Below are 22214 nucleotides of genomic sequence, written 5' to 3'. Positions count from 1 at the left end.
ATATTACGGAACATGGACGCCTATTCATCAGGGCGTGAAAATCAATAAACCGAGGTGATTTCGCAATGATTTATAATACCTACGTCCAGCTTCTAACGAGCAATTCTCCCAGCAACTGGTTTATGAATACGATTGCTTTCTGGACGCTTGTGCTACTTGGTAGCATGTGCATTGGTGGATTTTTCATGATGCGCAAGTTCCTTAAGGTGCTGCCCAAGGCAGACGGCAAGTCCAAGCTGGATTGGCAGAACTACTGGGTGGAGACAAGCCGCCACTTGTGGACGGATGAAGCCAAAGCTTTTTTGGATCAACTGGTTGAGCCTGTTCCCGGACCATTTCGCGACATTGCCAAACATTCCATTGCTGCCGAGATTGGTAAAATTGCCGTGGAAGATCATGCAACCGAAGTGTCGAGAGATCATTGCATTAAAGGTTACATCATTGCGACACCAAAACGGGACAACAAATTTCTGGTGAAATTTTTGGAGAAAAATAAAATCGACTATACTCCCTATCGCCATTTGATGAAATAATCTTTTGATGAATTATAACGTATGAACAGATTGGAAAATAAAGCAGGCCAGCATCGTTAGATATGGCACCAATTTGGTTAAATTAAACACATATTAGCTCCGCTTGGTAAGTCCTTTTCACTCATTTAACTTACCATGCGGGGCTTTTTGACCCATAAGAGAGGATGTTCAATATGAAAATTGCCATTTGTGGAGGAACCGGATTTGTCGGAGGCGCACTTGTAGATTACTGGTTGCAGGCCGGACATCATGTGAAAGTAATCACTCGCAAGCTGCCTGACATGCATAATCCGAGTAAAAACCTTACATATATATCTTGGGATCAGCTCGAAGAAATGCCGCGGGAACTGGAAGGTTTTGATGCTCTGGTGAATCTAGCGGGTGAGACATTGAACCAACGTTGGACTACGAAGGCCAAGCTGGAAATTGTGGAATCCAGAGTTACGACGGTTGCCCGGGTTGCTAGATTAGTGGAATCGCTACAGCAAAAGCCGGAAGTTGTTGTCCAGGCTTCAGCCATGGCGATCTACGGAACATCTCCCGACGAAACCTTTGATGAGAACAGTCCGCAAAAACCGATGAATTTTCCCTCTCGCGTTTCGGAACAATGGGAAGTTGCTGCCGATGCCATCCGGGATGTAAGACTCGTCAAAATCCGGGTCAGTCTCGTTTTGGGTCATAAAAAAGGGGCATTCCCATTGATGAAACTGCCCTATATGCTCGGATTCGGCGGCAAAATCGGCAGCGGAAAGCAGTGGACCAGTTGGATTCACATCATGGATATCGTTCGATTGATCGACTTTACTATTCATAACAAAGAAATTTCGGGTCCAGTTAACGCTTCTTCTCCCCACCCGGTAACCAATGATGAATTCGGCCGTACAGTAGGTAAAGTCTATCATCGTCCCCACTGGTTCCCTGTGCCCGGCTTCCTGATCAAAACACTAGTTGGTGAATTATCCGTCGTCCTGCTGCAAGGGCAGCGGGTCATTCCGCAAAAAGCCTTGGATCACGGTTTCAAGTTCACCTTCCCCACATTGACTCAGGCTCTCGAGGACTTGAAGCATCGAGGGTTGTCCGACTAAAACAGATTATAATTGGTGTGTACAGTTCATCCTGCCACTCGATAAACGTAGACCGATTCGGCCAGGATGAACGTATCCCCGTCCGTCAGTGGATATTCTTTGTAAGGAGCCAACAGATTTCCTTGAAGCATCGTTCCATTGACGGACCCTAAATCCTTGATAGCATAGCCGGACTGGCCTCGACTCAATTCTACATGTGCACGGGATACACCTGTCGAGTTATCGACATATTGAACCATATCCGCTGCTCTTCCGATGACAAACGATGCCCCCTTCACATCAACACGTTCGCTCCGTTCACCTTTATTTAGAGTTCGTTCCAGGTAATATGATGGTGCATTAGAGCTTCTGTCTTTATTAGCTAACCCGGCCAGTGGCTGCAGATTAACTGTTGCCTCTGCGGCAGAAGCCCTAAGATGGAGTTCAGAAGTGTTCCCGCCTTCTCTTCCCTGTTCCGCAGTATACAGCGGATTGAGCATATCTTCAGACGTTAAGTTCTTAGAGGATGTGCTCATATGGCGAAGACGGGAAGAGGTATGATCTTCATCAACAGCAGCGGCAGGCAAAGATTCTATGGATTTTACCTTATCTTCTTTGGACTTATCCATGGCATTCCAGCGCCAACTCTCCTGAAACATTTCCTCTTCTACTTTAGCACCCTTGTCCTTTTTCCTGCCTAGCAATGATAAAGAGAAAAGCGGACGAACGTCAGATTTATCAGGAGAACCACCCATTCTCTTCCACATCCAACTTGCCCCTGCAATGAGGACAATACTTAGCACCGTAGACAGAATCATTGCCTTCTGACCTGGCTCTTGCATATAGATAAACCTCCATACCAAAGCCATGGCAACCATACAGCCTAGCCAGATATATGTTGTACGCGAAGAGCCAGTAACCGAATTTTGCTCTTCCATCACCACATTTTCCTGATCCGCGGAAACAAATGATGAAGAAGACTCAAGTTGAGTTGAGGTCTGATTCTGATGAAAGTAGTTTGTATTTATCGTCGAAAGTTGACCAGCCGCTGTTGGCCTGTGTAACAAAGATTTCACATAGGGGGCTACTTTTTTAATGTCTGCATCCAGTTTAATGATTTGCTGGCGCTCACGCTGATGACGATCTGATTGCTCTATATCAGCTTTATTGTAATTAAAGCTGGCGTCACTTTTCTTTTCCGGTAGCTGACTGGATACCAATCGTGCAGGTTGGCCAGTACTCAATTCTAATAATAGTTCACGTAATTGCCGAATGTCCCACCGCTCGTCGTCACATAACTGTAATACTCGTTGTATGCCCTCTCCTTCTATTTCCTGAACATGAGCCATAAGCTTGATTACCAAGTCACGGAATAACTGCGGCGTTTGCTTCTCCTGCCGGGCATGGGCATTCATGATGGGTACGTAAACTAAACCAAGTTCCCCTTGCGCCATTGCCCCCTGAATAAATATATAGTCTTCCTGAATGCACAAATTTTGCGGCTCCAACATGTAGAGCCTGCACTCCGCGAGGGCTTCTGCTAACTGAAATAAAAGATTGTACAACACTGTCAAGCTGATTTGACTCGATTTTAACATCTGGGACAACATCTTATATCCAGAGATGTCATACTGTAACGTTACATTCTGATCAATCTCCCGTGTGAACAAAGGCAGCATACGAGGAATTCGATTTGAAGTTAACATGCCGATCTGTATCCTGCTAAGTTCCTCCATCCGTAGCCCGTCCGTTTTTTCCAAAATCATAAATGTCCCGCCGTTACGTACGAAATCCCTCGTTAATCCATACATACCGCTCCTCACTTCCCATTGTTAATATAGTACGTTGAACTAGAATCATTTCACGGATACTGTGATGACAGGTGAGTCTATCAAATGCTGTTTCCCCCGTGCATACAACTACCCAAACATATAAATCCATGAGCTTACGAAACCGGGAAGTACAGCCAGCATAAACGGAAACTTCAACGTTTTTTCGTGACTTACAAGTTTAAGAGAACCTAGTTTAAAGAAACCGAATACATTAAACATCATTGTACGTATCCGCTTTGACGCATCTTTGCGAAACAAAAGGATCACTAAGCCGATCAATCCGGCGTACAAAATGGAATATATGATCACGTGTATACCAAATGTAAACCCCGTCCAGGCTCCTATACCCCCAAATAATTTCACATCTCCTGCACCGACTGCACCAATGACATACATTAAAAACAACATACCGAAACCAACAGCAAATCCAGCTAAAGAGAACCACATCCCTCGCCAGCCCCCCCACGCAAGATGAGCAACTACTCCTATTGCCGTTACTGGCAGAGTCAACCGATTCGGAATTTTCATCGACCTTATATCGGTTACAAACGCCACCAGAAGATATACACCACAGATTACATAAAACCAACCCACCTATATCATCGCTCCTTATTTTCTGGATGCTACCGTAAATGAAGTTTCCGTCTGCATCCCCTCCGCGGTCTCTACAACAAAGCTCCAAGTCCCTTCCGTTGTTCGAGTGCCCACAAACCATGTCCATTCTATGATTCCATTCTCGTCAGCTGTTGCCCAGCCAATATGCTTCGCAGAACTCTCACCAGACTTGTAAAAAATCGTGAGATTAGCCGTTGCCCCTGGCTCGACCTGAACCTTTATCGTTGCATGGTTCCCTATAAAAGCCGGATCTGGTTTTGATAAAACAGTTGCTGAACCGGCACTATTTTCTCCCCCGCTTCCGTAACCAGTTCCCTCGCCTGTGTCACCAATCCATATCCGTTCTGCTGCAGCAACCTGGATTCGCAAAGGTTTGCCGAGAAAAGGAACCTTCACAGGCAGCTCATAACTCAGCTCTAATCTGAAATACGGATTCGTTTTATTCTTCAAGTTAGGAACAGATACTCCGTTAACATGAATACGTTCCATGTCTAGCAGAGTAGTTTCAACAAAGGGTTGCAACAACGGCTTCACAACCGGGTCAAGTATGGCTTCCATTACCGACGTTTTGATTCTTTGCAGTGGCTCTTCACCACGTTTCGCTGCATCTCGCACCCAGTCACTTAAGGGTGAGGGCAGGGAAGAAGCGTAACCGTCTGCCCATTCTGTCAGAGACAGCTGGGGCCATTTCCCTTTCTCCTCTAGGCCCTCTCCTCCAGCAGAATCCGAAGGCACGAAGGCAAGCGATACTGGATAAATCTTCGTTGATAACTGTTTTACCGTTTCCCCCGCTGTACTCTGCAATGCGGTGGAAATCAGCGTCATCTGAACAATGAAGATAAGAAATAGAATAAAGAATAGAAAAACAGGTAGCACCAGCGAAGCCTCCAGCACCATAGTGCCCTGTTCTTTCTTCGCTTCAAGCATCTGTTTCCTCAGGGACTTCAAGCGTTCCAATCTGCTTATCCGCATGATTCGATGTTGCATCTGCACACATTTCCTTTCACCCTGAACCTGAACCCTTTTTTCCATCATGCCTCCATCAACATGTTTTCACCTGTTCAATAGGAATAATCCGCCTTCCGTTCAATGAAAAAGCGTCCATCTTGTACTTGATCCTCACTGCCCATAACAGCGCCTATACTTCGCACAATTCCAGGCAAAAACCATAGCTTAATGCTGCTGCGTACCTGTCCGGAAGCATAAGTCTTTTTCTCATCCGGGTTAGCTCCCGTATTCAATCGGATCAAGGCTAACATTCGGGACATTTTGCGATCATTATTGCTATGCATTAGCAGGAACAATCTGAGGTGATCCCTGTATGTCAGCTTCACCTTGATATATTTGGACAATTCAACATTTCCGTCCTTCGCCAGCTTGTCCATATCTTCAATTGCATGCGTAATTCCGTATAGGATCGCGGCAGACAACACAAGAAGCGGATTTCCCAGCTTACTATTCTCACTTAGCCCCTCAGCTGTACGAATTGCCAGACGGATTCCGAAGACTTCCGCATATGCAGATGCGATGTTACCTGAAGGGTTATGAAAGCCGTATAGGATATACTCTAGCTCCTGATTCTCCAGTTTGAACACGTCATTAACATCTCCACTGCCTTCCGTCCAGGAAAACAATTGACTAAAATCCATGGAATCAAAGTAAGCAAGCGCATATTCATTTTGAAACAGCTCATCGCCAAGGTCTCCCAGTAGTCCTGACATTCCTCCAAACAGGTGATCCATTCCCTTCATGGCATTTCCACCGGAATCATACGGATCACTCGCAATCTTTGCCTTTTCCGCTCGATCAGAGCTTTTTTGATTGAACGCGATGTTAGCCTCATAAAATTGTTCCAGCTGTTTGAATTTCTGCACGGAACCAGAAGTCCCGTTTTCAATCCGGCTAAATAACCGTTTCATTTCCTTCAATTTCCCTTTGGATTGCTTATCATTCTCTTTACGCTGGGCATCCGATCCCCGACCGTTTTCGAGCTCCTGTTGGCTCTGTGAGATAAGATTGAAAGGACCTGTTCTGCCAAAAGAATTCATATAACGTTCGGTAGTCTGACTTGCCTGCCTGACCGCAGGTTTAATTGGAACACCACTCATACCCGTCACACTCCGAAGCTGGGCATTAAGTTCCATGCTATCTTTTCGCACGCCAGAGAAGTCTTCATTTTGGGAGATCACACGAGATTTTATCCGATCAAATAGCGCATCTTCCCTGACAAGCTCGGAAGCGAGCGAACGTGTGCTTTTGGCCTCATTGCCGGAACCCGCAGATGTCGGACTCGTTCCAGGAAGGCTAGAATTGCCCACGTTATCATAACTGGCATTCTCGGAACGACTTTCCCCTTCCGCAATCACTCGTTTCATCTCTTCATTCATTTTACGTGCCTCTTCGATCTTGTCCTGCGCTTCCAATAGTTTGGTCTTATGCGCCTCTAGCGCTGGTTGTATCAACATACTGATTCCTGTCACAATCTGATTTACACCTGTCCGGTAACGCCCCAATTCCAATATGTACAGCTGTTCAATTAAAGGCAGTCCTTCATCTGCTTGTTTCTTGCTTAGGTAATCGGCATAACGTGCCGCCGCTTCTGCTGCTGTCTCAGGTGTTGCCTCAAGCATTTCTTCATAGATGGCCTGGGCTGGCGGTTTCATGATTAAATCTGGAAGTTTCATTACCTTCTCGGCAGATTCAATCTGATTTTTGATCGCTTCATCCAGCAATTTCTCACGTTTGTCATAGAGCTTTTGTAATTTCTTCAACAGATCCACGGTATGTGCGGCTTCCTTCATCTCCTCTGACATCGGTTTGAATCGATTAATCACTTCAATAACAAAATCAACCGGAGCTCTATACTTCATGTCTTCCTGAATTTGACGATTAAAAATATCATACCTGCCCAGTTCACGGTCCATACCGAGTGAAGTGGTGTCCCATTGCATATCCAGAATCGGAAAACTATCCTTTACGGAGGAAGGTTTCACACTATCATTTAACACTTTTGCCATAATGGCATCTCCGCTACTGTCGCCATATGCAAACAAACCATACTCTCGAAGTGATGTATCATAAGCTGACATAACGGATCTCATTGCAGCATGTACCATCCGTTCCGTCTGCACTTTGAATGCAGCAATTCTCGCATAATCAATAAAAATCGCCACAAACATATATACTCCAGCCAGGATCAAGATCAGAAATAACGTTACAGCTCCAGACTCACCATCTCTTTTTCTAAACAGTGCCTCCCTCCCCTTTCCTCATTTTTCGTTTTTCCCAAAATGCTGTATAACTTGTCCTGCCTCCACCGCTGAAGTTGCTCCCTTTCCGCCTTTTCCTTTAAACTTCGCACCGTAATAACGGATCAAATCCACCGTTCGGATGAACTCAACCGGTTCTACAACAGCAGAGGAGCCCTGCGTGAGCACACGATGGCCGGAATTAAACAAAAATGAGGGCAGCGGCAACGATATAACCTGCTCAAGCTCAGTGGTTACCTTCCGCTGGATCAATGCATTTTGATATGTCATTGTACCCTTCATGGCTGAGGGCATGTGGCTGGAAGCTTGTGCTAGTTTTGTTTCCGAAAGATTGCCGCCTTCAGCTCCAGGTATAGAAGCGCTAACCTCATTGTCCGCTCCCGCCCAACCAAACAATGCTCCTAACAGCCGATCGTCGCTTAGCCGCCAGTACAAGTGATCATATTCGCCGGTAGCATATTCACCTGTCAGCGCCTGTTTGTGGCTATTGTCCCAACTGTAGGCAGCTCGTTCAGAAGCGGCATAAGCATGCTGGTTTAAAAATGTTTTTTGGTACATGTACATCGTGAAGAAAAGCAGTACCACAAGGATAAATAATATGATCGGGAAGACCAGGGAAGCTTCGATAGTGAAGCTCCCTTCTTCCTTTCTGAAACGTCTACTCAAAAAACTCATTACTTTTGTTGCTGACATTTTTCAGCAGTCTTTCTACCAAAGTTTTAATCTGGTCTTTGAAGATCAATGCTATAATGATGATTACACCAATAATTAGAATCAGTTCCAGCGTACCCAAACCCTCTTCTTCTTTCCAAAATGCCGCTGCCTTGTTTTTCATCATCTCACTCATCTGACCACTCATTTCCATTGTCCGCTCCTTTACTTCCATCATCTGCTCCCCTACTCTAATCATCCCAATTCCTCCTACATATTCATCATCATAAAAGCAGGCGCACCGATCATGACCACGATTGTAAAAAAGATCAATACCATCGGAAATACCAGTTTCGAAGAGGCCTGCTCTCCCTTGGCCCGGCTAACCGTCTTGCGTTTCTCCCACAATACATGTGACAAATCGCGCAGCGCCAATACAAAGTCACCTCCCCCACGCCGGAAATTCAGCAGAACCGTCGTTGTGAAAATCGTCACTTCCTGCACACCGCAGCGGCGGCTGAACTGCTCTAAAGATTGCTGAAACGAGTACCCGTTATTCCAGTCTCCTGCTGCTCTCCGCAATTCGTTGTACAATGGGTGATCCCGCTCACTCTGGCTATTCACGCAGTGAACGATTGCACGTTGTACCGTTTCTCCCGCTCCAACCAAGAGCACAATTCGATTAAGCAGTTCAGGCAGCTCTATAAGGATATCTTGATCCCTTCGCTTTACCTTGGTGTAAAGATCCTTATACATCGCAAACGGCAAAGCGATTGCAAGAATAACCCCACCAGCTAATCCTCCCGTGCCTACCTCCTTCACGAGGGATAGTAAACATCCTGCCAGCATCACTAGCCACGAGTACGTCAACATTTCAGCACAATAGAGCATCGTTTTTTCACCGCTATGTTGTATGCCATACATCTTCTGGATCGCGTGTTGCATCCGGAACATAAGTACAGGCAGTCTGCGGCCGATCTCGAACTTGTCCAGCATAAACAGAAACGGAGCGTGCATTTTTTTCAAACGTAAACCTTCCATATGCAGCTTTCGCAAATGCTTGTAGGTTTTCCCCAGGGTTCGATCAAGCCAAATCCAGCCCGCGCTGAGTACTCCTCCAATCAAGAGGGGAAACAGCATCTTTTCATCTCCTCACACTTTGATATCCATAATGCGATGAATCCATAGATAACAGCAGACCAGCACCGCAAGTGTACCTGTAGAAATGAGATATCCGAGCCCACTGTATAGTGGTTCCATGAAATCATTGGCGGTCAGGTTGAGAAATAACAGAAAAATGAATGGTGCCGCAAACATCACCTTGGATTCAAATCTTTTCTGTGCCACAGCAACCATAATGTCCTGTTGAATATCCAGCTTTTCTCCAATCACTGTGGAGGTACGACGAACCACTTCTACCAGATCACCTCCCGTTCGTTTACAAGTAATAAACACGTCTGCAAAATTCGTAATATCTTCAATCTGTGCCCGTTCCGAGAAATCCTGCAGCGCCTCTTCAATCGGCTGACCATATTCCATGCGTGTCCGCAATATAGTGAACTCCCGAATCAAATCGGTATCAGCCTCAGGGTTCAACATCCGCAGGTCCTCAACGGATTCCTTAAAACCGTTTTCCACCGACTTCCCAGCCGCCAGGGCCGAGGACAGCGCATATAGAGCTTGCTTGAAATGCAAACTTAGTGTCATCCTTCTGCGGTCCAGTAGCACCTTTGTCCAAAACCTGGGCACCCATATACAACCTGTAGCCAGTATCATCCCTGCCATCCAGTGATGGTAAAATAACAAACCAATACCGAAAAATAATGATCCACTGACCAGCATACAGACAACTCGCTGTCTTGAGCTAAGTGTATATATGGTGTAATTCGTCAATGTCTGCCTGCCCTGCCCCACGCTGCACCCTCTTTCTTTCACGATATGGTTTGGAACTTCCCAAAATCGTTAACAACATAACTGGTTACATCAAAAAATAACTAATTATAGTTGTTATAAGATGTAATCCCCCTACTTTGTATCCCATTCTATTGCTCAGTTTATGTTTTACAATTCACCGCTTGTCCTCTTGTCCAGTCTGCACGGCTATTTGTTCTATGTATTTCTCAAGCCATTCTCCAAGGCCGGCCATTTGAATCTTATCCACCTTCTTCAGGCTGCCCACCCGGATGAGTCCACCGATGATACGCCCTTCCCGTTCCTCCTGCTCCTGAAATCGAAACAACGGGTTCAGAAGCACTTCACCATGATGTAAACCCGTCACTTCACTGATCTCAGTCACACGACGTGAACGGTCTCGAAGCCGCGAAAGATGTACAAAAATATCAATGGCCGAGCTAATCTGCTGTCTTACGACGGTAATGGGAAGTTCCGCTCCACTAAGGACCATCGTTTCAAGTCTACTGATCATGTCCGAGATCGTATTTGCATGACCAGTCGACAACGATCCATCATGCCCAGTGTTCATCGCCTGTAACATATCCAGCGCTTCCGCTCCGCGTACTTCCCCAATAACAATCCGGTTTGGACGCATCCGTAAAGAGGATTTAATCAGGTCCCGGATGGAGATAAGACCTTTGCCCTCTGTATTGGCATTTCGCGTCTCCAGGGAGACGAGATTGGGCACGGTCACGATCTGTAACTCCGCTGAATCCTCAATCGTAATAATCCGCTCATCAGCAGGGATGAATTGGGATAACGCGTTTAGAAAAGTTGTTTTTCCCGAGCCCGTGCCTCCCCCGATAAAAATGTTGTACTTGCTCCTTACTAACTGCTGTAATAACACGGCTGCTTCCTCATGCAGGGCCCCCTTCTCAATCAGATCAGACATCTTCATTGGCTCACTTGGGAATTTCCGGATCGTCATCGTTGGCCCCTTTAGCGCAATAGGCGGAAGCACAATGTTAACCCGTGAACCGTCCTTCAGGCGAGCATCCACAATGGGGGAAGATTCATTGACAATGCGGTTCACACCAGACACGATCATTTGAATAATATCCTCCAGCCGCTCTCTGGATTCAAAGTGCAGTGGAATCTGTCTGACCTCCCCTTCTTGCTCAACAAAGATCTCCTGATGACTGTTGATCATAATCTCCGTAATGTCCGGGTGATCCACCAAAGGTTGCAAAATATCCAACCCGCGAAAAGAATCGTACAATCGCCGCACCAGGACATGGCGCTCACCTGAAGTCAAATCTTCCAGGCCCGAATCACCGAGAACTTTTCTCTCAATCCCTTGCCACAACTCCTCATCCTCGGCAGAAGAAGTCATGTCGAGCGAAGCTCGAACCTCTCTGCGAAGCATTTGAAATCGTTCTTCACGATCTGTGATGCTCCATAAATGATCTGTCATAACTCTCCAGGCTCCTCCAATTTAAATGTGCATCTTGTCTTTGGCTAACCGCCTCCTTCAGCCTGAATCAGCAATTCACACAATCTCTTGACTTCACGCTGGAAGATCGGTGAGCTCAGCATGACCTCTTCCTGATTCATCTGTTTCCAAGAAGGAATATAAGGCAACACCGCATCCACATACAGATCAGGTCTTGGCAATGGATTGATCACTTGCTCCCGATATTTGTTGATGACAAAATATGTGCGCTCTAGCATACTTCCTAACCGTTCCGTTCGGGTACGCTCGTTATGCTGAAGCCATTGCCCCCATCGATGCATCGCAGCGATATCATCTTCTACTAGCCAGACGAAGGTATCTGCCGTCTCCAGGATACCCTCACTACGTTCATCCCAGCCTGAGTCTCCGTCCAGAATCAGCACTTCATATTGCCCGGAATCGGTCAGATACTTAATCAGATCCGCCGTGTCCGCTTTAGACATCTGTACCATTTCCTTACGGTTGGCTAAAGGCCAGAACACATCCGCCTTTAACGCATCATGCCCAACCACATACTCCACTGTTGCTTTCATTTTTCCCGTTACCGAGATATCAGAATCAGCACCAGAGACTACATCTGTATGTGCATCCGTACTGATCCTTAACCCTGCTGCCTTCTCTTGTACGGGACCTTGATCCCTCCGTAGTCGCTGCCCCCCAGCTACTTCCCTTTTAGCAGCCTTCAGATCATATAATAGTCGTGATAAACCTGTCTCTGCTTCTACGTGATGCTGACTGCCCCGCCGCAAACCTTTCTCAAGGAAAGGAAACGAGCTGTCCAGAGTCTCCAGATTGAGATACAACACAGAATACCCAGCGAGTCCAAGTTGCTTCGCCATATGCAGAGCTACGGCTGTTTTACCGCTCCCACCCGATGCCGATAACACACCGATCGCTAACGTTTCTTGACCCGAATGTCGACTCCGCTTACTACGCGGTTGCCTGCAAGCCCTCCTAACGGCTTCAAACAACGCAGGCAACGGCTGATACTTCATCAGTCGATTCACCTCGTGTCCCTCGTCAGTTCCTTCGCTAAGCATAAGCCATGGGATACCTGAGGCATCCCCACCATTCATCAACCATGGGTTTAGAAACTCCGGTTCAGCGATGATTAGATCAGGCAGCTCTTGTTCGTCCTGTTTATCCATATGATTTCTGAATGCTTCCCACTGTGAAAAAGCAATGAATCGCATCGTGGAGCCTGACGAACTACTCTGCACGTAGTCAAGCCAAGCTCGGATATAATCTTTATCCCTCGATATCAGCACTGCCTTAAGGACAATCAATTACGTCTACCTCCCATCAAAAAAAGCACAAAAAAACACCGCCCATTTCCCGCATGAAATTGCAGGATATGGACGGTGCTTCCGTCACGTGCTATGAATGTATGCATACTATAACATACAATTTTTGGACGAGCAAGGGATTTATTCTAGCCTTCTCAGTTAGGAACCGTAAGGCGCTCCAAATTCGATGATATTTCGATCAGGATCAAGAATAAAAATCTGGGCAAATCCAGCCACACTATCCGGTCTCGCTTCATATTCAACACCTTGCTCTTCCAGCCAAGCGATCGTCTCCGAATAACTGACCACCCAAAGTGCAAAATGTCCGTCGGTCGTATCAATCCCCGCTTCCCGCAGCGTGTGACCTTCTGGATGCTGCAACAGATGAAGTTGCTGACTGCCAATCGCATACCATGCACCCGTGGAACGAAACGGAGGACGCTCAATCTCCTGCATTCCGAGCAAATCTGAATAGAATTTTTTTGCCGTTTCTAAATCTCGAACAGCCAGACTTACGTGATGAATATGTGCATATCTGATCATCTCGGCATCCCCTCCCCATTAAACAATGATGCATTAACCTCAGGCAACCATGTTTTTACTTACAGATCATCCTTCTGCAAATAGCAAATCTAAAAATAAATCATACATGTTATTATAACACGCTAAAGAAATGCAAAAATCAAAAAAACACCCCTGATCCTTATCCGGTCTACCCACAGGTAGTCCGTATTCAGAATCAAAGGTGTTTAAGGCTTTACTTATTTTGCGCTGTCCAAAGCCTCTTGCGGGATTTTGATTTCTGCAACTTTGTCATGGTTGGAGAACGAAGTGTCCATTTTCATGTCCATCGTCATTTTCTGATTGTTTTGCTCCATTTCCATCACCATTTCTACATCGATCTTTTCCATAAGAGACGTCTCTTTGTTAATCAAATATTTCATTTTCATGCTCTTAATATTCATTTGATCAAGCATAGCCTGCATTTGAGCATCTGAACCGTTTTGTTCCATAACGGATTTAGCCAATTCCTTGACATTGTCACCCGATACATCTGCGTTCAGAACATAACTGTCGCCCTCTTCGGTGATCTTAACGTCTTCTTTTACTTTTTTGAATTGGTCCAGCTCTTTTTCCGGATTCATGCTAGCTTTCAATTGTTCGATGAGTGCCTTCGTTTGATCTTCTGGAATCGATACCCACTGGTCACCCACTTGGGAGTAAATTTTGTCTGAAGTAATATACTGTTTTACATTTTGCTTCTGTCCAGACATATCCATTTCCATCTCTTGATAGATCATCATTGGATCTTTAATGATATCCATTTTCAAAGACGTTTTTACCTGCTGATCCTGAGATTGCTCACCAGCATCCAATTTGATCTTTTGATCAATGTTAGCTTCCGTAGTGAAGCTTTTCAGCGCTTTCGTTGCTTCACCTGTTTTGGCAAGCAATTCATCCAGTGTTGGAACAGCCGCATTCTGCTCCGCTGTATTGTTGCTTTCAGTCGTTGTTTCATTACCTGCTGGCGGCGTTGCAGATTTATCTGTGTCATTTCCGCATGCTGCCAAGCTTACTGCCAATAATGCCCCAATAATCATTGTCGTCCACTTCTTCAAGTTGTTGTCCTCCCAATAATGTAAAAAATAATGTAACCCACAGTAATTACCCAGTAATTTCCGATATTAATCACCTTACATGAAACTTCTTTCTTATGGAAGCTTATCCTCGAAAACTGATACTTTTATACTTATAAAAATCGATCTTTAGTCTCAGATGTAGGCAACATACATGCCTCCTCTTTCCCAAACCAACGATAACGATTGCGCGCAATCCAGTTGTATACTGCATTACGAATGAATTTGGGTACAATAATAAACGCATATAGTAGCGGATAAGGAAACTTGAGACCTTTAGCCAATCTTAACGCTGCTGTTGAGCGTGTATAATATGTTCCATTTTCAATCAATACAAACGTATCCATGCTGTCAGTTCTCAGTCCACCCTTCTCCAGCAACCCTTTCGCCACATCTGACTGAAGTGAAGCAAAGTGATATTTCCCTTCCGGGTCACGCTTGATAATCCATTTTGTTATCCCCTGGCAAAAGTTGCATACGCCGTCTACAAGAACAATTGGGTGTCCCTGGTGCTTATCCTCTTGCGCTACTGTCATCATGATCGTGGCCTCCTATATGGTGCTGTTAGATTACTTACCCATTTTGAGCCAACTTTTCTCGCCTAACCTGAATTTATCCTGCCAAGCTCTCTGGTAAAATAGAAAAAAAGCGCAGGCTCAGTGCCTACGCTCATAACTGTCCGACAATTACTCAGCCAGTGCTTTTTCCATCCACTCGTCGTTAATCATTTGTTGATGCAGGTCACCTGACCATTGATCCATACATTTGCAGATAAAGTCTTTGCGACATACAGGACAAGGTGTTTTCTGCAGACGGCTGATCGCAGTCATTTTCCAATCCGGAGATTTGGAGTAGAATACACGGCACTGTGTACCATCCACCAGTTTCATCGTAAATTCGTACAATCCGTCTTTTTCGTTTTTGCTGGCTACTTGCAGTTGTGCAATGCTTGGTCTATAAGACATGGATATCACCCGTGAATTCAAATTTGGTTCATGCTAATGACACTGACACTTTCAGTACTAAATCATATTAAAGAAATTTCAGGTCGATGTCAACTCACGCATGTCTATCCGCCAAACAGAATATCCAAAATCGTACCAACTTGTCCCTGTTTCTTGCCTTTCAGCACGTCCGGGTTAAAGACCTCCACATATCCGCAAGCCGTACAGCCCACAAACAAATAATGGTTATGCTGAATATCAAACACCTTGCTGAGCCCCGCCCCTGACATGGAAACCTCCTTGATACTGCATTCCGTGCCCCGGCATTTGGTGCATACAAATTTTCTCTCAATCATCTCTTCAATACTCATCGCCGTTCCCCCTTATGGAATATGTGGCATGAAGTGACTGTACGTTTATGTAAAAGAGTACGACCTAACACGGAGAAATCCTCCCCCGTTTTCAGATTAGGTGATTCTTGGGTGTAATAATTTGGAAAACAAAACCCTGCTGAGCTACCAGCAGGGTTTGTGTGCTTGAAGATCAGATATCACTGGATACCTTGCTCTTTATTTTACCTGTCACTCTCAAAGAGAAAGAGCCAGGAATTCTCCTATCTATTAAACGACGTTGAGTACAACGTCAATGTTGCCGCGTGTTGCTTTTGAATAAGGACAGAAGTCATGCGCCTTGCGGGCAAGATCCTCAGCCTGGCTGCGATCCACTCCCGGCATACTCACATCCAGACGAACCGCTAGCTTGAATCCGTCATCTGTTGGATCTTTGCCGATCGATACGTTGCTGGTTACAACGACATTCTCCAATTTCACACCTGCTTTGCGTGCCACGTTAGCCAGAGCGCTCTCGTAACATGCACCGTATCCAGCTGCAAAAAGTTGCTCGGGATTCGTGCCTTCTCCACCGGCACCGCCAAGCTCTTTCGGCATTTTCAGATCATGTTGCAGTACACCGTCCGAAGAAGCCACCGAACCTGTTCGTCCACCTTTTACTGTCGCTGTTGCTGTATATAAAGCTTCCATCAGAATCTCTCCTTCGTTAATAAAGTTTTAACTGCCTACAATTCATTTTAAACTTCTGGCTCAATTTGAAACGTCTGATTGTGTACTTTATCAGCTTTTACATCTTGCTGTATTTCATGCGCACTTGGTAAAAGTCGTATCTTTTTACGTATTGGGTACGATACAAAGAGGTTATTTGAAAATATAACCTCTGATTCGTCTCATGTTTTGTCCGAATACACAAAAGTTGCACTAGACAAAAATTATTGAGGATGTACAATGTAAATATCAACATACAATTTTAGATATATTAGCACCCCTATTCATGCCGTGCGTTTGTCACAGCGTTTGTGCCAGAGCACATCCTAACATTGAATTTATTCCGGCTACAAGCCGGCCACATCTTATTGTAAAGTCAGGTGATCCATGTATGAGTCAAAAAAATCCGTTCAATCCTCCATCCAGCGAATATGCGTCTGCTTCTGCAGCTACGATGACCCCTTCGCTAGGCGAGGCACACAGTTCCATGAAAGTACCCAAAAATGCGGCGTGGTGGAAAAAGTTCCTCGCCTTTGTCGGCCCAGGTTATCTTGTCGCTGTCGGTTATATGGACCCCGGCAACTGGGCTACGGATATCGCAGGCGGCTCGCAATTCGGATATACGTTATTGTCCGTCATCCTTTTTTCCAACATGATGGCTGTGGTGCTTCAATCCCTCGCAGGCAAGCTGGGTATTGTCACTGGGCGTGATCTTGCCCAGGCCTGTCGTGAACGCTTTAGCGCTCCCGTTGTCATGATGTTATGGATTTTATGCGAACTGGCTATAGCCGCTACGGACCTCGCTGAAGTCATCGGCTCAGCAATCGCCCTTAAACTTTTGTTTAATATTCCCATGTTATACGGCGTGATTATTACCGCCGTGGATGTGTTACTCATTCTCGTGTTGCAAAATAAAGGATTCCGTGCGCTGGAAACACTCGTCATCGTGCTGATGGCGACCATAGCTCTTTGTTTTGGCATCGACCTATTTTTGGCGAAACCGGATATGGGCGGTGTTCTTCACGGATTCGTTCCTAGTACCGAAATTTTGCAGAACCCAGCCATGCTCTACATCGCCATTGGCATCATCGGAGCTACCGTTATGCCGCACAATCTGTATCTGCATTCATCCATCGTGCAGACCCGCCAGATTGAGCAGACGACTCAGGGCAAGAGAGAAGCTATTCGCTACACCACACTGGATTCAACCATTGCTTTGACGCTAGCTCTATTCATTAACGCGGCCATCCTGATCGTATCTGCAGCTGTATTCCACAGCGCTGGCATGACACAGGTAGCAGAGATATCCGATGCGTATCATCTACTAACTCCGCTGCTTGGCACAACCATTGCCAGCGTCCTGTTCGGCGTAGCTTTGCTCGCATCCGGTCAGAACTCAACCCTTACAGGCACGCTCGCAGGACAGATCGTTATGGAAGGCTTCCTGAATATCCGTATCCCGGCGTGGTTGCGTAGACTGGTTACCCGACTGATCGCCATCATCCCTGCTGTCATCGTCACTGCTATTGCCGGTGAGCGCGGCACAGAAGAGTTACTGATCTTGAGTCAGGTCATCCTATCCCTGCAACTGCCATTTGCCGTCATCCCGCTTGTGATGTTCACAAGTGACAAAAAAAGCATGGGGCCTTTTGCAAACAAACTGTGGCTCAAAACCGTTTCCTGGATTATCGCGGCTATTATCGTTGTCCTGAATGTGTATTTAATCATCCAGACCATCATGCTGTTCTAAGCTTATATATAAGTCAAACTAAGGATGTTTACACTTTCACTCCGTTACTGTGTAAAAAAACTTGTTCAACTTTTTATGTATCATAAATTTTAAAAAAGGCTGATGCGCCCACGGTATTCACATACCGGGCGAATCAGCCTTTTCTATATAAGTTGAACTAAAGATTTTACACAGTCCACTCCGATGACAGAAGAACCTGGCGAGTAGCCGTTATCCCCTCTAAATCCACTGATTTAACTAGATACTCACAAGGATTCTTTAGCATCGTTATCAGGTAGTAGCAGGGGTAGAAGTTCATCGAGCGACTCAACCGTCCAGTCTGCACGCTCGCCATCCGAAAGCTCTGGCTGGAACCTTCCGTACCCCTGCAAAATACGAATGGTGCGTAAGCCCAAACTACGTGCTGGCATAATATCATTGTCGATTCGATCACCAATCATAACCGCTTCTTCGGGCAAGCATTCAGCCTGCTTCAGAGCAACTGCATACAACTCCGGATCAGGCTTGGACACCCCTTCTTCTGCCGAACAGGCCAAAACATGAACGTATTTACGAAGTCCGTAGCTCTCCAGCCTTGCTTCAGTCCCAGGACTCTGATTCGCAATGATGCCAATACGATAATGCTCCGAAAGCTGTTCAAGCACCTTGGTTGCAGAAGGAAACGGTTGCTCCAATTCTTTATGGAATTTCAGCTTGTTCTGAATCTGAATGCGGTGGTCTTCATCATGAATATATGTACGTATGGCTACTTTCATAGGCCACTGTTCATAATTACGGTAACAGGTAGCAAACAGTTCTCGTACCGCCTCAATCTTTACTGGATAGCCGTAATCATTAGCCTCACGAACGAACTGCCCAATAATATCATCTACTGGCTCCCATTCATCCACCAGCGTATCCCCCACATCAAAAAACAACCACTTCAATCCGGCAATATCCGGCACGCTGATTCCTCCTCGTAAGCTACAGGTTACCCCTAGCTTCTATACTACCGTACAGTTTCCATAAAAAAAGAAGACTCACGACAAGCATGAGTCTCCTCAAATTCCGTTAGTCTATACCTGCAATTATAACAGGCGTCCTACCTGGGATCAATGTCAATCACAAGCTACTCACTTCAGCTTCCGGTTTATTGCAACTATTGAGAAGGAACCCAACTTCTCCATTCAGTGAATACACAATTTTATCCGCGCCCATTCCACGATAAATCCCTTTAGGATGGCTCTGCTCCGTGATCACACACAAGGACTTCGATGTCCAGGAGCGACAAATTTGAAGATAGCGACATGTCAAGTTCAAACTGTTCTCAAAAATAAACACATTGCCTACACTGCCTTGCGGCAAAAACCATTTCTCAGCAGCTGCTGTATTCATACGGATGACGTGTTCTACGCCAATACGGCGAAGTTTGCGCTCCTCATCAGCACTGTTCGTCAGAACGGCAAATGGCATTTTTTTATACATCAGCAATTTCACAAATTTACGTCCTGCTTCATTTGGAGCGGTTACCAAAATCATCTCTTTATCCATTCTTTGTTCCTCCCTTGGCGTGAAAAGACAACAAAAAAGAAGCGTGGGGACCAAGGCCTCCGAAACGCTTCTTAAATAATCCATGACAAATGCGCCATGAACCAGCGTGCGGTTTGTTGCCTCTCCCTTTAACGCTTACGAGGTTAGCTGACGGATTCGGGCGCGAGAGTCGCCCTATTTCCAGCTTTCACCGGAAAATTCACCCCATGAATGTCTGCTGCTGTCATACAGCCCATTCTGTTGGTTCCCCCGTTTTCCACCCACAATGAATGGAAACTCAGCGATTAAAACATCGTTCGTACATCTTGATTATAAGACCGATCGATATTATCGTTTGTTTCGTTTTTCAGGTACAATTTAATTAAAATTCAAATTACGCTATGAATCATACACCCGTGCCATGATCATGTAAAGTGCATACAGATCACCGAATCGCCAGATTTCCGGCAATAACCAGCGATAATAACGCTTACAATAAGGTTATACGCCATCCCTCTCTTCCAATCTATCTAATTCTCAACCGCACAAAAATTGATTCATATATCTCTTATCCATTTGGGACTCCAGCAAGTTAATGGTTATAACAACGGTAAACCAAAATAAATTTTGCATTATTTAATTGTTTAAAATATAATAAGTATATTAAGAATAAAAGGATGGAGGCTTTCCCCATGTCAGTTTATGATTACAAAGTAAACACCCTCCGCGGACAAGAAATTGAGATGTCCCAATATCGCGGCAAAGTGTTGTTAATTGTGAATACCGCAAGCCAATGTGGACTAACACCTCAATTCAAGGGATTGCAAGAGTTGCAGGATAAATTCCAGGATGCACCGTTCGAAGTACTTGGTTTTCCAAGCAATCAGTTCGCGCAGGAAAAAGGATCTTCCGACGATATTGCTGAATTCTGTCAGATGAATTATGGCGTAAGCTTCCCTATGTTTGAAAAAATTGACGTCAATGGTTCCAGCGCTCATCCGCTCTTCCAGCACATTACGAAAGAAGCACCAGGCTTGCTCGGTTCCAAAGCCATCAAATGGAACTTCACCAAATTCCTTGTCGATCAAGACGGTAAAGTTGTGAAACGATATGCTCCACAGACTACACCGGATAAAATCGAAGAGGATATTCAGAAGCTGATTAACAAATAAAATGTAGACGTTCGAACGAACAAAAACAAGCCACCTACAAAGCAAAGAGCCCGACACTGCTCAAGCTTTTAGGTGGATTTTTTACCCCCTCTTTTGAGGCACATCCTTAATAATTCGCCCTTGTTTCGATGTGACAACAAAAAAAAAGAAGCTCTCCATCACGGAAAGCTTCCCACGGTAACACTTCATAATAATGCGGTCGAGAGGACTCGAACCTCCACGGGCGTACGCCCACTACCCCCTCAAGATAGCGTGTCTGCCATTCCACCACGACCGCATGTCGTAAATTATCGGCAACAGAATTGATTATACCGGATTCTCAAACAAAAGTAAAGCATTTATGATTCACTTTATTATTTTTTTCATCACAATCGGATTTACTCTAATTCTAAAAAACCCCTTTTCCATTCCAATCTCCCCCCTGCAAAATGTAGTCATATTTCCTCGAAAAACACATATCATTAATCCGATTCGGTAAAAAGAACCAAAATGATTTTAAAGATGAATATATAACACAGATAGAATAATCATGTAACTTTAGTTAACACAATAAGCGATGCATATCTAATAAAGTCTTTATTTTCTCATAAACCATTGACAAAATACGGATGTTTATGTGAATATATATATCATATAATTCGGATTTACACATAAAACTTAAGAAAAAATAATTTGTGTAATTAAAACTAACACATTAAAGTACAGGAGGCGAAAGATCGTGAACCGCGGGAATAAGCTGCTCGATTATGCGAAACTGCTTGATCCCTCTGTCCAAGTGGGAGGATTCACCCATTTCTTCGGCATGGACACTCACATCAAGGAAGGCACCATTCGAACAGCCGAGGAACTCGAATCGTTTATGCGCTGCCAGTTACACCCCAGTCTCGTTCGTCTCGAAGGTATGGCCATCAAGGGGATATATACCGCAACAGATCATAAGGATACTTGGCGGATTGCCCTGATCGACAAACTTGTGCATGTACAGCGAACCCCTCCTGAACTGAGAGAGCAAGCAACAATCATAGGCAAACGTTTAATCAAACTTTCTCGCGCCTTGCATCCTTGGATCGACTTTAGCCCACTTGAACAAATCTTCGCAAAATACAATTCAGTAGGCTGTCTCCCCACCGTTCACGCCTGGATCAACCACCACCTCGACATCCCCGTCGAGGAGGCGGTTCTCGGTTACTTGCATTCAGCCATGAATGCGTGTGTATCCGAAGCTAGCAAAGTTATACCTCTAAGTGAAAATACCACTCGGGAACTGTTGGCTCGCCTGACCGCAGACCTTGAGGATGAATGGACTACCGTGAGTGCCTCCTCACCGGATGCACATGTGCACCCTACGTCCATGTCTATGAAGTCGTTATTCCCCAGCTTCCATATGCTTGGAGCAGGCCTCCATGCTTACAGAGCATAAATTCCACACTCCTCTCTCCCTCTCTTCAGAGCACACCAAAAACACGCCGCAATCCCCTTGCTGGCGTG

Annotated in this window: 23 protein-coding genes, 1 tRNA gene and 1 riboswitch; of the genes, 5 read left to right on the top strand and 19 right to left on the bottom strand. The window is 45.3% G+C overall.

Annotated elements, in window-relative coordinates; genetic code table 11:
* The first annotated feature begins 65 nt into the window (after positions 1 to 65).
* Together ABIE27_RS22180 and ABIE27_RS22175 are read left to right on the top strand one after the other, a co-directional pair.
* Positions 66 to 533: a DUF2621 domain-containing protein gene (locus tag ABIE27_RS22180; protein WP_192895063.1), complete on the top strand. Its 468-nt coding sequence runs from the start codon at positions 66 to 68 to the stop codon at positions 531 to 533.
* A gap of 173 nt (positions 534 to 706) precedes the next feature.
* A complete protein-coding gene (locus ABIE27_RS22175; RefSeq protein ID WP_123063314.1) occupies positions 707 to 1618 on the top strand; it encodes a TIGR01777 family oxidoreductase in 912 nt (303 codons plus the stop codon).
* A 26-nt stretch (positions 1619 to 1644) separates the two neighbouring features.
* Here the strand turns inward: ABIE27_RS22175 and ABIE27_RS22170 are convergent, their stop codons facing one another.
* The 16 genes from ABIE27_RS22170 to ABIE27_RS22095 form a co-directional block, all read right to left on the bottom strand.
* Positions 1645 to 3408, bottom strand: a complete 1764-nt coding sequence (locus tag ABIE27_RS22170; RefSeq protein ID WP_429351480.1) for a DUF6382 domain-containing protein — start codon at positions 3406 to 3408, stop codon at positions 1645 to 1647.
* Positions 3409 to 3516: 108 nt separating this feature from the next.
* A complete protein-coding gene (locus ABIE27_RS22165) occupies positions 3517 to 4023 on the bottom strand; it encodes an A24 family peptidase (RefSeq protein WP_429351479.1) in 507 nt (168 codons plus the stop codon).
* A gap of 15 nt (positions 4024 to 4038) precedes the next feature.
* On the bottom strand, positions 4039 to 5031 hold the full coding sequence (locus ABIE27_RS22160) for a pilus assembly protein (RefSeq protein ID WP_429351527.1): 993 nt from the start codon (positions 5029 to 5031) through the stop codon (positions 4039 to 4041).
* A 74-nt stretch (positions 5032 to 5105) separates the two neighbouring features.
* Entirely contained in the window at positions 5106 to 7217 is a 2112-nt protein-coding gene (locus ABIE27_RS22155) for a hypothetical protein (RefSeq protein ID WP_429351478.1), read from the bottom strand.
* Between the two features lie 96 nt (positions 7218 to 7313).
* A complete protein-coding gene (locus ABIE27_RS22150) occupies positions 7314 to 7988 on the bottom strand; it encodes a TadE/TadG family type IV pilus assembly protein (RefSeq protein ID WP_123063310.1) in 675 nt (224 codons plus the stop codon).
* On the bottom strand, positions 7972 to 8223 hold the full coding sequence (locus tag ABIE27_RS22145) for a Flp1 family type IVb pilin (protein ID WP_429351477.1): 252 nt from the start codon (positions 8221 to 8223) through the stop codon (positions 7972 to 7974). Before ABIE27_RS22145 ends, ABIE27_RS22150 begins: the two co-directional genes overlap by 17 nt.
* 11 nt (positions 8224 to 8234) lie before the next feature.
* Positions 8235 to 9104 (bottom strand): type II secretion system F family protein, encoded by an 870-nt coding sequence (locus ABIE27_RS22140; RefSeq protein ID WP_123063309.1) that lies wholly within the window; start codon positions 9102 to 9104, stop codon positions 8235 to 8237.
* Positions 9105 to 9116: 12 nt separating this feature from the next.
* A complete protein-coding gene (locus tag ABIE27_RS22135) occupies positions 9117 to 9878 on the bottom strand; it encodes a type II secretion system F family protein (RefSeq protein WP_429351476.1) in 762 nt (253 codons plus the stop codon).
* A 154-nt stretch (positions 9879 to 10032) separates the two neighbouring features.
* Entirely contained in the window at positions 10033 to 11331 is a 1299-nt protein-coding gene (locus ABIE27_RS22130; RefSeq protein ID WP_123063308.1) for a CpaF family protein, read from the bottom strand.
* Between the two features lie 44 nt (positions 11332 to 11375).
* The gene (locus ABIE27_RS22125) at positions 11376 to 12656 is read right to left on the bottom strand and encodes a hypothetical protein (RefSeq protein ID WP_123063307.1); all 1281 of its coding nucleotides are present in this window, start codon (positions 12654 to 12656) and stop codon (positions 11376 to 11378) included.
* A 159-nt stretch (positions 12657 to 12815) separates the two neighbouring features.
* Positions 12816 to 13199: a VOC family protein gene (locus ABIE27_RS22120; RefSeq protein ID WP_123063306.1), complete on the bottom strand. Its 384-nt coding sequence runs from the start codon at positions 13197 to 13199 to the stop codon at positions 12816 to 12818.
* A 218-nt stretch (positions 13200 to 13417) separates the two neighbouring features.
* Complete coding sequence (locus tag ABIE27_RS22115; RefSeq protein ID WP_123063305.1) at positions 13418 to 14275, bottom strand: DUF6612 family protein; 858 nt, start codon at positions 14273 to 14275, stop codon at positions 13418 to 13420.
* Between the two features lie 131 nt (positions 14276 to 14406).
* Complete coding sequence (locus ABIE27_RS22110) at positions 14407 to 14829, bottom strand: thiol-disulfide oxidoreductase DCC family protein (RefSeq protein WP_123063431.1); 423 nt, start codon at positions 14827 to 14829, stop codon at positions 14407 to 14409.
* Between the two features lie 150 nt (positions 14830 to 14979).
* Positions 14980 to 15258, bottom strand: coding sequence for a hypothetical protein (locus ABIE27_RS22105; protein ID WP_090918103.1), 279 nt, complete (start codon positions 15256 to 15258; stop codon positions 14980 to 14982).
* A gap of 104 nt (positions 15259 to 15362) precedes the next feature.
* Entirely contained in the window at positions 15363 to 15608 is a 246-nt protein-coding gene (locus ABIE27_RS22100; protein ID WP_123063304.1) for a zinc ribbon domain-containing protein, read from the bottom strand.
* A 249-nt stretch (positions 15609 to 15857) separates the two neighbouring features.
* Positions 15858 to 16277, bottom strand: coding sequence for an organic hydroperoxide resistance protein (locus ABIE27_RS22095; RefSeq protein ID WP_123063303.1), 420 nt, complete (start codon positions 16275 to 16277; stop codon positions 15858 to 15860).
* A 409-nt stretch (positions 16278 to 16686) separates the two neighbouring features.
* On the opposite strand from ABIE27_RS22095, the gene ABIE27_RS22090 reads away from it, so the two are divergent.
* Positions 16687 to 18045, top strand: coding sequence for an Nramp family divalent metal transporter (locus ABIE27_RS22090; protein WP_275670033.1), 1359 nt, complete (start codon positions 16687 to 16689; stop codon positions 18043 to 18045).
* Positions 18046 to 18290: 245 nt separating this feature from the next.
* On the opposite strand, the gene ABIE27_RS22085 is transcribed toward ABIE27_RS22090, so the two are convergent.
* Complete coding sequence (locus ABIE27_RS22085) at positions 18291 to 18989, bottom strand: HAD family hydrolase (protein ID WP_161556870.1); 699 nt, start codon at positions 18987 to 18989, stop codon at positions 18291 to 18293.
* Between the two features lie 157 nt (positions 18990 to 19146).
* Entirely contained in the window at positions 19147 to 19575 is a 429-nt protein-coding gene (locus tag ABIE27_RS22080) for a hypothetical protein (RefSeq protein ID WP_123063301.1), read from the bottom strand.
* Between the two features lie 117 nt (positions 19576 to 19692).
* Positions 19693 to 19868: riboswitch (cyclic di-AMP (ydaO/yuaA leader) on the bottom strand.
* Between the two features lie 378 nt (positions 19869 to 20246).
* Here ABIE27_RS22080 and ABIE27_RS22075 point away from each other — a divergent pair.
* On the top strand, positions 20247 to 20726 hold the full coding sequence (locus ABIE27_RS22075; protein WP_123063300.1) for a glutathione peroxidase: 480 nt from the start codon (positions 20247 to 20249) through the stop codon (positions 20724 to 20726).
* A gap of 194 nt (positions 20727 to 20920) precedes the next feature.
* Here the strand turns inward: ABIE27_RS22075 and ABIE27_RS22070 are convergent.
* Positions 20921 to 21003: transfer RNA gene (locus ABIE27_RS22070), tRNA-Leu, on the bottom strand.
* A gap of 441 nt (positions 21004 to 21444) precedes the next feature.
* Between ABIE27_RS22070 and ABIE27_RS22065 the strand changes: the two genes are divergently transcribed.
* Positions 21445 to 22146: an urease accessory protein UreF gene (locus tag ABIE27_RS22065; RefSeq protein WP_123063299.1), complete on the top strand. Its 702-nt coding sequence runs from the start codon at positions 21445 to 21447 to the stop codon at positions 22144 to 22146.
* Positions 22147 to 22214 lie beyond the last annotated feature (68 nt).

The sequence above is a fragment of the Paenibacillus sp. 4624 genome (assembly GCF_050435065.1).
GTDB lineage: Bacteria > Bacillota > Bacilli > Paenibacillales > Paenibacillaceae > Paenibacillus > Paenibacillus amylolyticus_D.
This window is presented reverse-complemented; position numbering and strand designations above follow the sequence as displayed.

What these genes read in the sequence shown, in the direction of transcription:
- ABIE27_RS22180 (WP_192895063.1), top strand. Translation starts at nt 66, where the DNA reads ATGATTTATAATACCTACGTCCAGCTTCTAACGAGCAATTCTCCCAGC.
- ABIE27_RS22175 (WP_123063314.1), top strand. Translation starts at nt 707, where the DNA reads ATGAAAATTGCCATTTGTGGAGGAACCGGATTTGTCGGAGGCGCACTT.
- ABIE27_RS22170 (WP_429351480.1), bottom strand. Translation starts at nt 3,408, where the DNA reads ATGTATGGATTAACGAGGGATTTCGTACGTAACGGCGGGACATTTATG.
- ABIE27_RS22160 (WP_429351527.1), bottom strand. Translation starts at nt 5,031, where the DNA reads ATGCAACATCGAATCATGCGGATAAGCAGATTGGAACGCTTGAAGTCC.
- ABIE27_RS22150 (WP_123063310.1), bottom strand. Translation starts at nt 7,988, where the DNA reads ATGAGTTTTTTGAGTAGACGTTTCAGAAAGGAAGAAGGGAGCTTCACT.
- ABIE27_RS22145 (WP_429351477.1), bottom strand. Translation starts at nt 8,223, where the DNA reads ATGATTAGAGTAGGGGAGCAGATGATGGAAGTAAAGGAGCGGACAATG.
- ABIE27_RS22140 (WP_123063309.1), bottom strand. Translation starts at nt 9,104, where the DNA reads ATGCTGTTTCCCCTCTTGATTGGAGGAGTACTCAGCGCGGGCTGGATT.
- ABIE27_RS22130 (WP_123063308.1), bottom strand. Translation starts at nt 11,331, where the DNA reads ATGACAGATCATTTATGGAGCATCACAGATCGTGAAGAACGATTTCAA.
- ABIE27_RS22120 (WP_123063306.1), bottom strand. Translation starts at nt 13,199, where the DNA reads ATGATCAGATATGCACATATTCATCACGTAAGTCTGGCTGTTCGAGAT.
- ABIE27_RS22110 (WP_123063431.1), bottom strand. Translation starts at nt 14,829, where the DNA reads ATGACAGTAGCGCAAGAGGATAAGCACCAGGGACACCCAATTGTTCTT.
- ABIE27_RS22105 (WP_090918103.1), bottom strand. Translation starts at nt 15,258, where the DNA reads ATGTCTTATAGACCAAGCATTGCACAACTGCAAGTAGCCAGCAAAAAC.
- ABIE27_RS22100 (WP_123063304.1), bottom strand. Translation starts at nt 15,608, where the DNA reads ATGAGTATTGAAGAGATGATTGAGAGAAAATTTGTATGCACCAAATGC.
- ABIE27_RS22095 (WP_123063303.1), bottom strand. Translation starts at nt 16,277, where the DNA reads ATGGAAGCTTTATATACAGCAACAGCGACAGTAAAAGGTGGACGAACA.
- ABIE27_RS22090 (WP_275670033.1), top strand. Translation starts at nt 16,687, where the DNA reads ATGAGTCAAAAAAATCCGTTCAATCCTCCATCCAGCGAATATGCGTCT.
- ABIE27_RS22080 (WP_123063301.1), bottom strand. Translation starts at nt 19,575, where the DNA reads ATGGATAAAGAGATGATTTTGGTAACCGCTCCAAATGAAGCAGGACGT.
- ABIE27_RS22075 (WP_123063300.1), top strand. Translation starts at nt 20,247, where the DNA reads ATGTCAGTTTATGATTACAAAGTAAACACCCTCCGCGGACAAGAAATT.